14 protein-coding genes are annotated in these 15695 nt (G+C 61.3%); 7 read left to right on the top strand and 7 right to left on the bottom strand.

Annotated features, from left to right (window positions below):
• Positions 1-27: 27 nt before the first annotated feature.
• From lspA to ACMVPR_RS19355, 4 genes are all read left to right on the top strand, one after another.
• Positions 28-498, top strand: a complete 471-nt coding sequence (lspA, locus tag ACMVPR_RS19340; protein WP_300583449.1) for a signal peptidase II — start codon at positions 28-30, stop codon at positions 496-498.
• A 59-nt stretch (positions 499-557) separates the two neighbouring features.
• The gene (locus ACMVPR_RS19345) at positions 558-1088 is read left to right on the top strand and encodes a DUF3035 domain-containing protein (RefSeq protein ID WP_300583446.1); all 531 of its coding nucleotides are present in this window, start codon (positions 558-560) and stop codon (positions 1086-1088) included.
• A gap of 103 nt (positions 1089-1191) precedes the next feature.
• On the top strand, positions 1192-2535 hold the full coding sequence (locus ACMVPR_RS19350) for a M16 family metallopeptidase (RefSeq protein ID WP_416884201.1): 1344 nt from the start codon (positions 1192-1194) through the stop codon (positions 2533-2535).
• Complete coding sequence (locus tag ACMVPR_RS19355) at positions 2532-3839, top strand: M16 family metallopeptidase (RefSeq protein ID WP_416884202.1); 1308 nt, start codon at positions 2532-2534, stop codon at positions 3837-3839. The genes ACMVPR_RS19350 and ACMVPR_RS19355 overlap by 4 nt, the downstream gene beginning before the upstream one ends.
• Positions 3840-3951: 112 nt before the next feature.
• Here the strand turns inward: ACMVPR_RS19355 and dapA are convergent, their stop codons facing one another.
• Positions 3952-4827: a 4-hydroxy-tetrahydrodipicolinate synthase gene (gene dapA, locus ACMVPR_RS19360; RefSeq protein WP_416884203.1), complete on the bottom strand. Its 876-nt coding sequence runs from the start codon at positions 4825-4827 to the stop codon at positions 3952-3954.
• Between the two features lie 129 nt (positions 4828-4956).
• Here dapA and ACMVPR_RS19365 point away from each other — a divergent pair, with 129 nt between their 5' ends.
• Entirely contained in the window at positions 4957-6921 is a 1965-nt protein-coding gene (locus ACMVPR_RS19365; RefSeq protein WP_416884204.1) for a lytic transglycosylase domain-containing protein, read from the top strand.
• Here ACMVPR_RS19365 and ACMVPR_RS19370 read toward each other — a convergent pair.
• The gene (locus tag ACMVPR_RS19370; RefSeq protein WP_416884205.1) at positions 6886-7752 is read right to left on the bottom strand and encodes a DMT family transporter; all 867 of its coding nucleotides are present in this window, start codon (positions 7750-7752) and stop codon (positions 6886-6888) included. The two genes, ACMVPR_RS19365 and ACMVPR_RS19370, sit on opposite strands and share 36 nt — an antisense overlap.
• Position 7753: 1 nt before the next feature.
• Positions 7754-8428 carry a tRNA (5-methylaminomethyl-2-thiouridine)(34)-methyltransferase MnmD gene (mnmD, locus tag ACMVPR_RS19375; protein WP_416884206.1) on the bottom strand — a complete coding sequence of 225 codons (675 nt, stop codon included), beginning with the start codon at positions 8426-8428 and terminating at the stop codon, positions 7754-7756.
• A 47-nt stretch (positions 8429-8475) separates the two neighbouring features.
• Between mnmD and ACMVPR_RS19380 the strand changes: the two genes are divergently transcribed.
• A complete protein-coding gene (locus ACMVPR_RS19380; RefSeq protein ID WP_416884207.1) occupies positions 8476-9516 on the top strand; it encodes an NAD(P)/FAD-dependent oxidoreductase in 1041 nt (346 codons plus the stop codon).
• Here ACMVPR_RS19380 and ACMVPR_RS19385 read toward each other — a convergent pair.
• From ACMVPR_RS19385 to ACMVPR_RS19400, 4 genes are all read right to left on the bottom strand, one after another.
• The gene (locus tag ACMVPR_RS19385) at positions 9509-10978 is read right to left on the bottom strand and encodes a PLP-dependent aminotransferase family protein (RefSeq protein ID WP_416884208.1); all 1470 of its coding nucleotides are present in this window, start codon (positions 10976-10978) and stop codon (positions 9509-9511) included. The two genes, ACMVPR_RS19380 and ACMVPR_RS19385, sit on opposite strands and share 8 nt — an antisense overlap.
• 203 nt (positions 10979-11181) lie before the next feature.
• Entirely contained in the window at positions 11182-12657 is a 1476-nt protein-coding gene (locus tag ACMVPR_RS19390; RefSeq protein ID WP_416884209.1) for an ABC transporter substrate-binding protein, read from the bottom strand.
• Between the two features lie 63 nt (positions 12658-12720).
• A complete protein-coding gene (locus ACMVPR_RS19395) occupies positions 12721-14004 on the bottom strand; it encodes an acetylornithine deacetylase/succinyl-diaminopimelate desuccinylase family protein (protein WP_416884210.1) in 1284 nt (427 codons plus the stop codon).
• A gap of 54 nt (positions 14005-14058) precedes the next feature.
• On the bottom strand, positions 14059-15036 hold the full coding sequence (locus ACMVPR_RS19400; RefSeq protein ID WP_416884211.1) for a DUF2125 domain-containing protein: 978 nt from the start codon (positions 15034-15036) through the stop codon (positions 14059-14061).
• Positions 15037-15103: 67 nt separating this feature from the next.
• On the opposite strand from ACMVPR_RS19400, the gene ACMVPR_RS19405 reads away from it, so the two are divergent.
• Complete coding sequence (locus ACMVPR_RS19405; protein WP_300583420.1) at positions 15104-15634, top strand: gamma-glutamylcyclotransferase; 531 nt, start codon at positions 15104-15106, stop codon at positions 15632-15634.
• The last annotated feature ends 61 nt before the right edge of the window (positions 15635-15695 follow it).

The raw sequence follows: 15695 nt of genomic DNA on the forward strand, positions 1-15695 counted from the left end.
ATTCCGGAGCAGGGCAAAGGAGACAACATGCGTCTGGTGGCCATCGTCGCGGCGGCGATCTTTCTTCTGGATCAACTGACCAAATGGTTGGTGGTCCACGTGATGGATCTGGCCCGCGTCGGCGCCATCGACGTGTTTCCGCCTTATCTTAATTTTCGCATGGCGTGGAATACGGGCATCAATTTCGGCCTGTTGTCGGGACAGGCGGACTGGACGCGCTGGGTGCTGATCTCGGTCGCATTGGGGATTGTCCTGTTCGTGCTGGTCTGGATGCGTCGTGATCCGCCGGGGCGCACGGGTCTGATTTTTGCGGGGTTGCTGATCGGTGGCGCGCTGGGCAATGTGGTGGACCGGCTGCTTTATGGGGCGGTCGCAGATTTTCTGAACATGTCCTGTTGCGGTTTCACCAATCCTTATGCCTTTAATGTCGCTGACATTTCGGTGTTTATCGGGGCGATTGGGCTCGCACTGTTCTCGGGCGGGAAAAACGCCTCGTGACGAGTGCGGCTTGATGCGCTAAAGCAGGTTTGAGGCGAATACGGAGGCGGGCAGACACCATGATGCCACGCGCATGGATCATACTGGCACTGGTGGCGCTGACCGCCTGCGGATCACGTCAGGACACGGCGGACCGGGAAACAAACCTGCGCCAATTGCGCAATCCCGGAGGCACGCCCGAGGAATTCTCGATTGTTCCGCCAAAGCCGTTGGAAGCGCCGGTAAGCCTGACCGAACTGCCGACACCGACTCCGGGTGGAACAAACCGGACCGATCAGACGCCGCTGAAAGACGCGGTCGCTGTTCTGGGCGGTGCGCCATCGCGGCTGGATGTGCAGCCGGGCATCGGTGCCGGGGATCAGGCGATCGTCGCACGCGCGTCGCGCTTCGGTCGGGCAGACGACATCCGCGAACAGCTTGCCGCGGAAGATCAGGCCTTCCGGGAACGCCGGTCCTTTTTCAACTGGCGTCTGATACCCGAGGACACCTACAACCGGGTCTACCGGGGGCAGTCGCTTGACCCGTATTCCGCGCTCGAGGCAGCGCGTCGGGCCGGTGTGCTGACCCCGTCTGCTCCGCCGGAACGCTGACACGGCGGCTTTAGCGCCATCGCAACCTGCTCACGAAACTGTTGGAGCGCTTGAAGTTGGTCGTACGCATCGTACGTTACTTCAAAATGGAGGAGTATTGCCGATGCGTCGCCTGATGGCCCTGACCGGGGTTCTCGTTTTTGCTACTGCGCCTTTGCTTGCGCAAACAATCGAAGATCAGGTCACAACATTCCAGCTTCAGAATGGGATGGATGTCGTGGTGATCGAAGACCACCGTGCGCCCGCCGTGGTTCACATGGTCTGGTATCGTGCCGGATCGGCGGATGAACAGCCTGGCGTTTCGGGGGTTGCGCATTTCCTGGAACATTTGCTGTTCAAAGGGACCGAAAAACTGGCCCCCGGCGAATTCAGCGAAATCGTAAAGGCGAATGGCGGCACCGATAACGCCTTTACCAGCTTTGATTACACGGCCTATTTCCAGCGTGTCGCGGCAGACCGGCTTGGCCTGATGATGGAAATGGAAGCGGACCGGATGAAGAACATCCAGCTTGACCGCGAAGACATCCTGACCGAACGCGACGTGATCATCGAAGAGCGCAATCAACGGGTGGAGAACGACCCCGGATCGCTGTTCCGGGAACAGCGTATGGCGGCGCAATATCTCAATCATCCCTACGGCACGCCGATCATCGGCTGGCGGCACGAGATGGTGAATCTCGATCTGGACGATGCGTTGGCCTATTACCGCCAGTTCTATTCGCCGAACAACGCTGTTCTGGTCGTGGCGGGGGATGTTCTGCCGGACGATGTTCTGGCTTTGGCACAGGAGCATTACGGCCCGATCCCGCGCAATGAGGCGCTGCCTGAACGGGTCCGTCCGTCTGAGCCGCCGCAGATGGCCGAGCGCCGGATTTCCTTCAGCGATCCGCGCGTAGCGCAGCCCTATGTGATGCGCACCTATCTGGCGCCCGAACGGGATTCCGGAGATCAGCGCAAAGCAGCCGCGTTGACCTTGTTGTCGGAAGTGCTGGGCGGGTCGCAAACCGCAGTCCTGCCGCAGAAATTGCAGTTCGAGGAAAAGCGTGCGGTCTATGCTGGCGCCTTTTACAGCGGCCTGTCGCTGGACGACACAACCTTTGGCGTTGTGAACGTGCCCGCGCAGGGCGTTACACTGGAAGAGGCCGAAGCGGATATGGACCGCGTGATCGCGGAGTTCATGGAAACCGGTGTCGATCCCGTTCAGCTCGACCGCATCAAATTCCAGTTGCGGGCGCAGCAGGTGTACGAGTTGGACAGTTCCAATTCGCTGGCCAACCGATATGGCGCGGCACTTACCTCGGGTCTGACCATCGAGGATGTGCACGAATGGCCGCGCATCCTGCAATCCATCACGCCCGAGGAAATCATCGCCGCCGCGCAAGAGGTGTTTGATCGTGACAATGCCGTGACCGGGTTCCTCCGCACGGCGCAGGAGGTGACGCAATGAAGGCCTTTGGTTCCCTGATCGCATTCATGCTGTTGGCCGCCGCCCCGCTGCGGGCGGAGATCGACATTGCCGAGGTCACCAGCCCGGGCGGTATCAACGCGTGGCTGGTGCAGGAAGAGTCGATCCCGTTTGTCGCACTCGAACTGCGGTTCAAAGGTGGGGCTTCGCTTGATCTACCGGGTAAGCGCGGTGCGACGAACCTGATGGTCGGACTTCTGAACGAAGGCGCTGGCGATCTGGACTCGCGTGCGTTTTCCGAGCGGGCAGAATCGCTGGCCGCGAGTTTCGAATTCGACGTCGGCGATGACGCGGTGTCGATCTCGGCCCGGTTCCTGACTGAAAACCAGGATGAGGCGCTGGCATTGTTGCACGATGCGATCACGCAGCCCCGTTTCGATCAGGATGCGATTGACAGGGTCAAGGGGCAGTTGGTGTCGGTCATCCGGTCGGATGCGCAAGATCCCGACAATCTGGTCGGTCAGGCGTTCGACAGCATGGTCTTCGGAGATCATCCCTACGGGTCCGCCATTGAAGGCACCGAAGAAAGCGTCGCTGCGTTGACCCGGGATGACCTGATTGCCGCGCACAAAGGGGCTTTGGCCCGTGACCGGATTTATGTCGGCGCCGCCGGAGATATTTCACCCGAGGCGCTTGCCGAGATTCTGGATAAGCTGTTGGGCGATCTGCCTGAAACCGGCACACCGCAGGCTCCCGATGTCGCGGTGTCGACTCAGGCAGGTGTGACCGTTGTGCCCTTTGACGTGCCGCAATCGGTTGCGATCTTTGGGCATGAAGGCATTGCACGGGACGATCCGGATTTCTTTGCCGCTTATGTGCTGAACGAAATTCTGGGCGGTGGCGGGTTCGAGGCGCGTTTGATGGAAGAGGTGCGCGAGAAGCGGGGCCTGACCTATGGCGTCTACAGCTATCTCGTGCCCAAGGACCATGCCGCGCTCTATCTCGGGCGCGTTTCCAGTGCCAATGACCGCATCGCGGAAGCCATCGACGTGATCCGCGCAGAGTGGGCCAAGATGGCCGAGAATGGCGTCACGGAAGAGGAACTGGCCACTGCCAAGACCTATCTGACAGGGGCCTACCCGCTGCGGTTCGATGGCAACGGTCCGATTGCGAACATCCTTGTCGGGATGCAGATGGACGATCTGCCGGCAGAATATGTGAACACCCGGAACGCGCAGATCGAGGCGATCACGCTGGACGACATCAAGCGGGTTGCAGCGCGTATCCTCAAGCCTGAGGCGTTGCATTTCGTGGTTGTGGGCAAGCCCGAGGGACTGGACTCCTGATTTTTACCTGATGGTAAAAGAAAGGCCGCGCTGAGGAAGCGCGGCCTTTCTGGTTTGGGGCGGGCAAATCCTTGGAAGGATTTGGCCAAACTCTTTGAAGAGTTTGGCGCCCTCAGTTCAGCAGTCCGGCATGACGCAGGCCGTTGTCGATCAGATCACGCGTCGGCTGGGACACCGGGAACAGCGGCGGGCGCATTTCTTCGTCACAGAGGCCCAGACGGCTCATGGCGTATTTCGCGCCGCACAGACCGGGTTCGACAAAGATGCTGTGATGCAGCGGCATCAGCCGGTCCTGAATCTCCAAGGCGGTGACATAGTCGCCTGCCATGGTCGCTTCTTGCATCTGCGAACACAAAGCCGGAGCCACATTGGCGGTGACCGAGATCATGCCAACACCACCCTGCGCGTTGAAGCCATGCGCGGTTGCGTCTTCGCCCGACAGCTGCACAAAGTCCTTGCCGCAGGTGAGGCGCTGCGCACAGACGCGGCCCAGATCGCCGGTGGCGTCCTTGACCCCGATGATGCGTGGCAGCTTGGCCAGTTCGCCCATCGTCTTGGGCGACATGTCCACAGAGGACCGACCGGGGATGTTGTAGATGATGATCGGCAAGGTGCAGGCATCATGCAGCATGGTGAAATGCCGGATCAGCCCGTCTTGAGTCGGTTTGTTGTAATAGGGCGTGACGACAAGGCCCGCCTGCGCGCCCGCCTTTTCGGCGTGCTGCAGGAAGCGGATCGCTTCGTCGGTGTTGTTCGACCCGGCGCCGGCGATGACCGGAATGCGCCCTGCAGCGGCCTGAACGACGAAGGACACGACCTCTTCGTGCTCTTCATGGGTCAGGGTCGGGCTTTCGCCGGTGGTGCCGACGGGAACAAGCCCGTGGCTGCCCTGATCGACATGCCAGTCCACAAGCTGTTTGAGCGTGTCAAAATCCACTGCACCGTTCTTGAACGGTGTGACCAGTGCAGGCATCGACCCTTTGAACATGTCACGCTCCTTTTCGTGTGTGGCTGGTATGCCGTTGCGCCCGTCCCGCGAATGTGAGTTGCAGGGCGCGGGCTGCGGGTTATCCTTTAGCGTGCCGTCTATCCTGTTTCATCGGAGAAAATGCAAGCCATGTTTCGGCGTATCGCGATCCTGACGGTGCTTCTGCTGTCCATGCCCTTTGGTGTCCTTGCACAGGGCAATGCCCGTCCGCTGGAACGGGCCATGGACCTTATGCGCGAGGGCAATTGGGCGGCGGCCCAGATCGAGGCGCGGGGGGACGGACAGGCGGCGCTCGACGTGATTCTGTGGCATTATCTGCGCGCCGGACTCGGGTCACCGCGCGAGGTGCAGGATTTCCTGTCGCGCAACCTCGATTGGCCGGGTCTGCCGTTTCTGAAGGAAAAAAGCGAAAGCGCCATGACCTCGGCCCCGGCGGATGCGATCCGCGCCTTCTATGCCGATCATGTCCCCGAGACAGGGGCGGGGGCCCTGTCCTTGGCGCGGGCTTTTTTGACGGCGGATGATCGCCCGGCAGCAGAGGCGGTGATCCTGCGCGCTTGGACCACGCTGACCCTGACCGCTGACGAGCAGGATGCGTTTGTTGCCAGTTATGGTGATTTTCTGAAACCCCACCACACTGCGCGACTGGATGCGATGCTGTGGCAGGGCAGTGCCTCGAATGCCCGCGCCATGTTGCCCTTGGTGGGCGAGGATTGGCGCGCTTTGGCCGAGGCTCGGATGGCATTGCGTGCGGATGCCGCCGGGGTGGATACGCTGATCGAAGCGATCCCGGCCGCGTTGAGTGCGGATGCAGGGCTGGCCTATGAGCGGTTCGCGTGGCGCATGCGCAAGGGCCGGACCGATGACGCGGTGGAGCTTTTGCTGGCGCGGTCTACTTCGCGGGAAGCGTTGGGGCGTCCTGACATCTGGGGGCGCCAACGTGACGATCTGGTGCGGCGCCTGATGTGGGACAAGCAGTACAAGCGCGCCTATGACGTGGCTGCAAACCATCATCTGGACGAAGGGTCATCTTTTGCCGATCTGGAGTGGCTGTCGGGATATCTGTCGTTGCGGTTTCTCGATCAGCCCGAACGCGCGGCAGAGCACTTCCGAGCGCTGCGCGGTGGCGTCGAATCCCCGATATCCCTGGGCCGGGCCGGATATTGGTTGGGCCGCGCACTGTCGGAGGCCGGTGACGCGGCAGGGGCGGCAAAAGCCTATGCGTTTGGAGCGCAGTACCAGACGTCGTTCTACGGTCTTCTTGCAGCCGAAGCTGGCGGGTTGCCGCCCGATCCGCTTTTGGCTGGAACAGAGGTGTTCCCCGATTGGAGGGATGCGCCGTTCACGCAATCGTCGGTCTTTACAGCCGCCATCCTGCTCCTGGATGCCGAAGAAAAGGTGCTGGCAGAACGGTTCCTGACCCATCTGGCCGAGTCGCTTGATCGCACACAGATCGGACAGATGGGTCAGATGCTCGAGGATCTGGGATTGCCGCATTTGCAGGTGATGCTGGGCAAGCGGGCCGCGCAATTCGGGCATGAGGTGCATGGACCTTACTATGCCCTTCATCCTTTGGCAGCGGCCAAGCTTCCTGTCCCGACCGAGATTGTTTTGGCGATTGCGCGGCGCGAATCCGAATTCGATCCGGGGGTGATTTCTCCCGTGGGGGCACGCGGGTTGATGCAGGTGATGCCGCGCACCGCCGAGGAAGTCTCGGGGTGGCTTGGTCTGGAGTATTCGGAAAGCCGGTTGTTGTCTGACCCCGATTACAACGCCGTCCTTGGGGCAGCCTATCTCGAACGGCTCGCGCAGCAATTCAACGGCAATGCAGTTATGATCGCAGCGGGGTATAACGCCGGGCCAAGCCGTCCGGAGCGTTGGATGGAGGAGCGCGGCGATCCAAGGCGCGGCGAGATGGATATCATCGACTGGATCGAGCACATCCCCTTTACCGAAACCCGGAATTACGTGATGCGCGTCACCGAAAGCCTTCCGATCTACCGCGCACGGTTGGGACGTGATCCACATCCGGTGCCGTTTTCGGAAGAGTTGAAGGGGTCAACCCTTTTGCCGCTGACGCCACAGGGTGAATAGACCCGCACCAACGATCAGGCTTACGCCGAACACGACGTTGGGGCGGATCGCCTCTCCAAACACCATGATGCCAAGGCTCGCCGCGAAGGGCAGTTGCAGGTAGGCAAAGGGCTGCACCGCGCTGGCCTCGGCCACGTCATAGCATTTGATCAGAAGGTAATGCCCGGTTGCACCCGTGACGCAGAGCAGTGCCATCATAGCCCAGTCGATCGGCACCATGGGTTCCCAGAACCAGATGCCGATCAGGGTCATGAACACGGCCCCCACCGTGCCGGTCCAGAAAAAGCTGGTGGCGGCGCTGTCCTTGCGGGCGGCGTAGCGGGTGAGCAGTCCGTAGAGCGCGAACATCAGGGCAGAGAGGGCGGGGATGATGGCAAGCGGCGAGAAGACGCCAAAGCCAGGTTGCAGGATGATCAGGATGCCGATGAACCCAACGCCAATCGCTGTCCATCGCCGCCACCCCACCTGTTCGCCAAGGATAGGACCGGAGAGCGCCGCGACGAGCAGCGGATAGCAGGCAAAGATTGCGTGGCTTTCGACGAGGCCCAGATAGGTGAAGCCCAGAACCATCACGCAGATCTCGGCTGCCAACAGAAGGGCGCGGAAGCCTTGCAGCCAAGGTTGGGACGTTGCGGCGGCGGCGCGCAGCCCTCCGGCACGGCGGCTGGCGACAAACATCACGAAGGCAGCGAAGAACCAGTAGCGGATCATCACCACCATCAGCACGTTGTATTCGCTGGCCAGATGCTGGGACAGACCGTCCTGCATGGCGAATACGAAGGTGGTCGCCACCATGAGCCAGATGCCCAGACGGTTATTGGTCTCGGTCATGTCAGGCGGCTTTCCGGGCGATGGTCATGTGGCGTTTGCGGCCAAAGCCGGGGATGCGGGTTGTGATCAGCCCCGCCGCATCCAGCGCGCGCCGGACGTGACCGGCAGCGGTGTAGGTGGCGGCGGTGCCATTGGGGGCGGTTTTTTCGGCGACGCAGGTCAGGAGGTCGGGTTCCCAGAGTTCCGGGTTCTTGGCTGGGGCAAAGCCGTCAAGGAACCAGGCGTCGGCGGGTTTGGACATGGTTTTTACGGTCTCACGCGCGTCGCCTTCGACAAGGGTGAAGTGCAGGTCGGGCAGGGAAATCTCGCGTGTGTTGGTTGCCCAGTACGGGGCGAGGGCTTCGGCAATCGGGGCGAGGTCCGGAAACGCCTGTTGCGCGCGGATCATGTCTTGGGGCTGCATCGGGAATGCTTCGAAACTGGTATAGTGCAGCGTACCGTCCTGACCGCTGGACCGCCAGAGGTCGAGCGTCGCCAAGAGGTTCAACCCTGTGCCGAAGCCCAGTTCGGCAATATGGAATCCATCCCTGAACCGCGAAGGCAGGTCATTGCCCTCCAGAAACACGAAGCGCGTTTCTGCCAGTCCGTTGTCGAGCGAAAAATAGGGATCGTCGAACCGGCGAGAGACAGGGACATCCCCATCGCGCCAGTCGAGCGGTTCCGTCTGGAGTTCCATGATGACATACCTTAGCGACAGCGCGACCTTGGCGAGGAGTATTCGGAATGGCAATGCCCGAAATCACAGTGCGCGGGGCGGGGATTTTCGGCCTGAGCATCGCGTGGGTTTTGACGCAACGGGGCGCGCGTGTGCAGGTGGTCGATCCGTATGGCGCAGGCTCGGGAGCGAGCGGGGGACTGGTGGGTGCCTTGGCGCCGCATGTGCCGGAGAACTGGAACGACAAGAAGGCGTTTCAGCTCGACAGTTTGCTGATGGCAGAGGCTTTCTGGGCTGATGTACAGGCGGCTGGTGGCGTCGATCCGGGCTATGGCCGGACTGGGCGGTTGCAACCGATTGCTGACGATCACGCCTTGGAGCTGGCGCAGGCGCGCTGCGACGGCGCACGCGGCTTATGGCAGGGACGCGCGGTGTGGGAGGTGATCGCAACAGATGATGCGGGTGGTTTTGCGCCTGTATCGCCGTCAGGTTACCTCATTCGGGATACCCTGACCGGACGGATGCACCCGCGACAGGCTTGTGCCGCGTTGGTTGCCGCGTTGCGAGCCAAGGGCGTGGAGGTGGTCTCTGATGCGCCGGATCGGGGTGCGGTCATCTGGGCCGCCGGATGGCTTGGCTTGCTCGAGTTGTCCGATGCCTTCGGCAAACCGGTTGGCGCTGGCATCAAAGGGCAGTCCGCCGCCTTGGCCTATGATGCCGGTCCGGTGCCGCAGGTGTTTGTGGATGGCTTGCACATCATTCCGCACACAAATGGGACTGTTGCCATCGGTTCGACCAGCGAACGGGAGTTCGACACGCCGGACGGATTGGACGCACAATGTGACGACCTGATCGTCCGTGCCATTGCGGCGATGCCTGTTCTGGCGGACGCGCCAGTGGTGGACCGTTGGGCCGGGGTGCGCCCGCGTGCCCGGTCGCGCGCGCCGATGCTTGGGGCTTGGCCGGGGCGCGAGGGCCATTTCATCGCCAATGGGGGGTTCAAGATCGGGTTCGGCATGGCGCCCAAAGTGGCGGATGTGATGGCCGATCTGGTGTTGGATGGTCGTGATACGATCCCAGACGGATTTCGCGTGCAGGCCTCTATGTAAGAGGCGTGGCGTCGATGGCTTTGGCGATCTCGGCCACTCCGGGATCAATGCGGGCTTGCGCGATAGAGCTGTAGGCCAATCGGTAGTAATTTCGCGGCGGTGCGTCTCCGGAAAAGAAGGCGGTTCCGGGTTCGATCAGGACGCCGACCTTGCTGAGGCGTTGTGCCAGTTCTTCGCAATCAACATGATCGGGAGCACGCATCCAGAAGCTGGACCCGCCATAGGTGCCTTTGCCCGCAATCGTCAGCCCATATTTGCGAATTGCGTGTTCCATGATCACACGCCGATCATTGAGCGCCTTGCCGGTGCGACGGATCAGGCTGTCATAATGCCCAAGGCTCAGGAAATAAGCGGTGGTGCGCTGGGTCAGGCCGGGTGGATGGCGCAGGATCGACGCCCGCAAGGCGCGCGCTTCGCGGATGAACGGGGCCGATCCGACAAGGTAGCCAAGCCGCAGCCCGGGGAAGAGCGATTTGGAAAAGCTGCCGACATAGATCACGCGCCCGTCTTCATCGAGGCTTTTGAGGGCAGGCATGGGCGGTTTGAGATAGGCCATTTCGAATTCGTAGTCGTCTTCCACGATCAGCGCGTCAAGCGTTCGTGCGCAGGCGAGAAGCGCCTGCCGTCGCGCCAGGGGCATCGTGTAGGAGGTCGGGCATTGATGGCTGGGGGTGGTGAAGATCACATCCGTGTTCTCGGGGATCTGTTCGGGCGGAAGCCCGTCTTCATCCACGTCCAAAGCACTCAGATGGCAGCGGGATTGGGTCAGCACGCCACGTAGCGCCGGGTAACAGGGGTTTTCGATCACCGCATGGCGGCGTTGGGTGAGCAGCACCTGCGACGTCATCCAGAGCGCGTTTTGCGCGCCCATCGTGATCAGAACTTCGTCGGGTTTCGCCGTGATGCCGCGCCGTGGCAGGGTATGCCGCAGGATGAATTCGACCAGTTGCGGATCGTCCTGATCGTAGTAATCGCGGGTCAGGGCCGCGAAATCCTTGGCTCCGAGCGCCTGCAAGGCGCAAAGCCGCCAGTTGGCGTGATCGAACAATTGGGGATCGGTCTGCCCGTCGAGAAACGGATAGCGGTACTGTGCCCAATCCTGCGGCTTGACGAGGGTCGCTGTGCCGGTGAATTTCTGTCCCAGTGCGCGGGACCAATCAACGGCGTCCTCGCGGCGGGGTGTGTTTTCGAATTGCGGCGGTTCGGGCGCGTCGTCGGACACATAGTAGCCGGAGCGTCCGCGGGATGACAGGTAGTCGTTGGCCAGGAGTTCGGTATAGGCCAGTGTCACGGTGATGCGGCTGACACCGAGATGTTGCGCGAGTTTGCGACTGGAGGGGAGCTTTTCCCCACGGCGAAACCGGCCCGACAGGATACCTTCCGCGACCATCTGCTGGATGCGGGCCTGTAGCGTGCCTTTTGTGTCGGGTTTGAGAAAGAAGTTCTCGACGGGGATGGCCATGGGAACAGCCTAGATTGGACTTATGCCCTTGGCAATCTGGTCTTACTATGCGCGGCGGTCTCGTGCTTACCTGAGAGCCCCAAAATTTTCTGGGGTGCCCCCAAAATCTTCGTACGAAGATTCTGAAGCAACATAATTTCGTTTTTGTTAATGCGGCACGGCTGACCCGATGGGCCGAAAGCCGTGCCGCAAGGTCTGTGCGCCTACTCGGACCAGCTGACCCCGGTCAGATCGGTCGCTTGTGTGGGTGCGTTCTGCCAAAGCCCGTTGATCCGCGCATCGGCCACAGTCGGGAAGGCAAGCTGAAACAGGTAACCGTTTACGTAATCGTCGGCGATCATCGTCTGGGCCTGTGCCAGAAGTTCAGATCGCGCGGCGGGGTCGCTGGTCGCGCCAAGCGTTGTCATCAACTCCTGAAACGCCGGGTTGTCATATTGGAAATAGTAATCCGGACGGGCATAGATGCCGATGTCGAAGGGTTCGGTGTGGCTGACGATGGTCAGGCCGAAATCCTTGCCGCGGAACACCTCTTCCAACCATTGGGCCCATTCGAGGTTGGTGATCTCGGTCTCGATCCCCACCGCGCGCAGTTGTGATGCGATGATCTCGCCACCGCGCCGCGCGTAAGAGGGCGGCGGAAGTTTCAGCGTGGTGGTGAAGCCATCTGCAAACCCGGCCTCGGCCAAAAGCGCCTTGGCTTTCTCGGGGTCGTATGCTGACTTTGCGGTCAGGTCCACGTAGTCGGGATTGTGCGGTGCGAAATGCGTGCCGATGGGCGTGCCCAGACCGAACATCGCACCGTCGATGATCGCCTGACGGTCTATCGCTTGGGCCACAGCTTCGCGCACGGTCTTGTTGTCGAAGGGCGGCAGTTTGTTGTTCATCGCGAGGATGGTTTCGCCCTCGGTCGATCCGACAAGCACCTGGAACCGGGGATCGGCTTCGAACTGGGGCAGGTTTTCGGGTGCGGGGAAGCCCGCAAAGGCGTCGATGTCCTGCGCCATCATCGCGGCAAAGGCTGCTGTCGGATCAGAGATGAACTTGAACGTCGCCGCGTCCAGTGCGGGGGCGTCGCCCCAGTAGTCGGCGTTGCGGCTGATCTCGATGCGGTCCCCCTGCACCCATGCGTCGAACTTGAACGGGCCTGTGCCGATGGGGGTCTGCTTGATGGCGTCGATGCTTTCAGGGGCAACGATCACGGCGTCGCCCCAGGCCATGTTGAACAGGAAATTCCCATCCGGTGCCGAGAGTTTAACCTCTACCGTCGTCGGGTCGATGACAGTGACCTCGGAAATCCCGGCAAACAGCGCCTTCTGTGCGTTGGCGCTGTCTTCCGCGCGGGCGCGGTCGAGCGTGAACTTCACGTCTTCCGCATCCATCGTGCTGCCGTCGTGGAAGGTCACACCGTCGCGCAGTTTGAACGTGTAGGTGGTGCCATCCTCGCTGATGTCCCAGCTTTCGGCGAGACCCGCGACAACGGAGCCGTCTGACATGAAGCGTGTGAGTCCTTCGAACACGTTGGAATACAGCACCGAGTCGATGGCGCCCGCTGCGGCGCTGGTCGGGTCGAGATGCGGTGGTTCAAGCTGCAAAGCGATGGTCAGATCGGTCTGCTGTGCCAGCGCAGGCGTTGTGAGCAGCGCTGCCAAAGCAGCCCCGCGCAGGAAATGAGTGGTCATGGTGTCCCTCCTGTTGTTGGCGCAAGTGTCACGTCAAATCACGCGGCAATCAAGTCTCTGCTTTCACTGTCCTGACGGTACCAAAAGGGTTTCGAGCGCGCGGCCCATGACCTTGGCACTGTCGAGCATATCAGTGATGCCCACCCATTCATCCGGTTTGTGCGCCAGTTCCAGCACGCCGGGTCCATACGCGATGCAGTTCTTCAGCTTGCCGATCCGGTCGATGTGTTTCTGATCGTAACTACCGGGTGACGCCACATAGGTCGGGTCTTGCCCCAGTACATCCCGGATCGCGTCATGCACTGTGGTGACGATGGGGGCGGTTTTGTCGGTCATCGACGGGATCACGCGATTGATCTCGCGAATCTCGTAGTCGAAATTCTCGCGGCGCGCCTTGAGGTCTTCAAGAAGGTCAATGACCTCTTGCCGCACCTCCTCGATCGGTTCCTCCATCAGAAACCGGCGGTCGATCACGATGCGGCAGCTGTCCGGGACGCAATGGGCCGGCAGACCGGTATAGTCGCTGGCCTGTTCGGGCTGCCCGCCATGGATCGAGTTGATGTTCATCGTGGATTGCCGTGCGCCTTCGGGGACGACGGGCATCTCGGTCCAGCGCGCGGCCATGGCGGGGTAGAGCGTTTCTTCGAACGCATGCAGCACAGCGCCCATATGGCGCACGGCGCAATCCCCCAGAAACGGCATCGACCCATGGGCAATTTCGCCTTTGGTTTCGATCTCGGCCCACCAGCCGCCGCGATGGCCCAAGCAGATGCGGTCCTTATTCAGCGGTTCGGGGATGATGACGTGCTGCACGCGTTTCGGGTCGAACCAGCCCTGCTCCGCCAGATAGGCCACGCCGCCATAGCCGCCGGATTCCTCGTCGGCGGTGCCGCTGATCTCGATGGCGCCTGCATAATCCGGGTGCTGCGCGATAAAGGCTTCGGCTGCGATGATCGACGCGGCCAATCCACCCTTCATGTCACAGGCGCCACGGCCATAGATCTTGTCGTCTTCCACGGCACCGCCAAAAGGATCGCGGGTCCAGCCGTGGCCGACCTCGACCACATCGGTATGAGAGTTGAAGTGGACACATGGACCGGGGCGCGCGCCTTCGTGGCGGGCGACCAGATTCCAGCGCGGGTAGCGGTCGCTGTCGCCGGGGGCGCCTTCGGCGCGGACCCATGTCGTTTCGAACCCGGCGCGGGAGAGGCGCACGTCCAACAGGTCGCAAATCGCGGCGTAGTTTTCACCGGGCGGATTGAGCGTCGGGATGCGAATCAGCTCTTGCGTCAGTGCGATCAGGTCCTCGCATCTGTCGTCGATCCTTTGAAAGAGCCCGTCGCCCATCTGTCACCTCGCTTTTGCGGTCAGTGTTGCGGGGGTTGGCGGGCTTGGCAAGGCTCAGCGCCAGCGGAGTGGTGGCAACTGTCCAACCGGGATCGGCCCGATCAGCACGGTGCCGCGATTGAGTCCAAGGGTCACGTCAAGCGCGTCGCGGCTTCCGCCAAAGGTCGACAGCATGGTCAGCAGGTCGATCAGGCCTTCGCTCAGCGCCGGAGGCAGGTCACCCGCGTTGCGCGCGGCAGCGATGGCATCGCGCCAGTTCTCTGCGGTCAGAGTGACCTCTCCTGTGGCAAGACCTGCGCTGTCGAGTGTCGCATCGCCCGTGACTTTGAACGTGACCGCGCCGTAGGAGATTTCAGACCGGGTGAGAGTGATTGCGGTTGTCTGTATTGGTGACCCGGCCAGCGCGTCGAAGGTGAGCGGCTGGTCCAAGCTCAGTTCGAGTTCGGCCCGCAAAGACGCGAGCGAGTCCGGACCGATATTCGGCACGCCTTCGGGCGAAGAGGTCGCAATGCTGCCGATGGACATGGCCATCCGGTAGGACGATGGGGCGGCGTCGATTTTTTGCAGCGCCATATTGACGTCTGCGAGTGCCAAGGCCTGTTCCGGACCGCTCAGGTTCAGGACCGTTGCTTCGAGGTTGCTGCGGATGAGCGTGCCATCATCATGGATCACGCTTGCTCGAAGCCCATCAGACACAACAGCGATGTCGCCATCCGGTGTGGTCAGCGTTTGCGTGTCTGGCCATGCGACAATCACATGTCCCTTTTTGTAGCTGAGGCCGAGCACCTGAAGGAAAGGTGCCCGCCAGCCCAGACTGCCGTCTGCTGCAAGAAGGGCGGGTTCGGTGATCGTCAAATCCGTGCGATTGGGAAACCCGCGAACCGTCAGGTCGGCATAGTCGGCTTGCATGCCAGCGGTGCGTTGTTCGGTGAACCATTCGGCCACGCTGCTGCGCAGTTCCTGCGCGGCGTAAAACCACCAGCCACTATAGGCCAGTGTTGCCACGACGATCACACCAAGAAGACGTTTCACCCATGCACCCCCTTTTGTACGCCGTGCCTTTGGTGTTTACCGCGCGCTGAAAGGCAGGACCAGCATCATGACGCTTTGGGTATTCGGATACGGATCGCTTTTGTGGAATCCGGGATTCACGCCGGTCGAAACGGCGCATGCGCGGCTCCATGGCTATGCACGCAGTTTTTGCATGCGGTCGATCCATCATCGCGGGACCGAAGAAGACCCCGGTCTTGTTCTTGCGTTGGATGCTCATCCTGATGGGGCGTGTGATGGTCTGGCCATGCAGATGCCCGAGGCCGAGTATGACGCCATCATCGCGTATTTGCGCGAACGGGAACTGGTGTCTTCTGCCTATCTGGAGAAAGTCCTGCCCCTTCGCTTTGCGGATGGCCGCGAAGAGTTGGCGGTCACTTATGTGATCGACCCCGACCATGTGCAGTATTGCGGATCACTTGATCTCGAAGAACAGGCGCAGATCATCGCGCGGGCGGTCGGTGGGCGGGGGCCGAACAGCGAATATCTGTTCAATACGGCGTCACATCTGGCCGAACTGGGCATTCCGGACGCAGAGTTGGACTGGCTTTGCGCGCGAGTGCGCGTGTTGATCGCTTAACCGCTTGGCGATTGGCGGCGAACCGCCTAGAGTTGCCATCGAACAACAAGAAACGCGTCAG

This window comes from Marivita sp. (assembly GCF_048006345.1).
Taxonomy (GTDB): domain Bacteria; phylum Pseudomonadota; class Alphaproteobacteria; order Rhodobacterales; family Rhodobacteraceae; genus Marivita.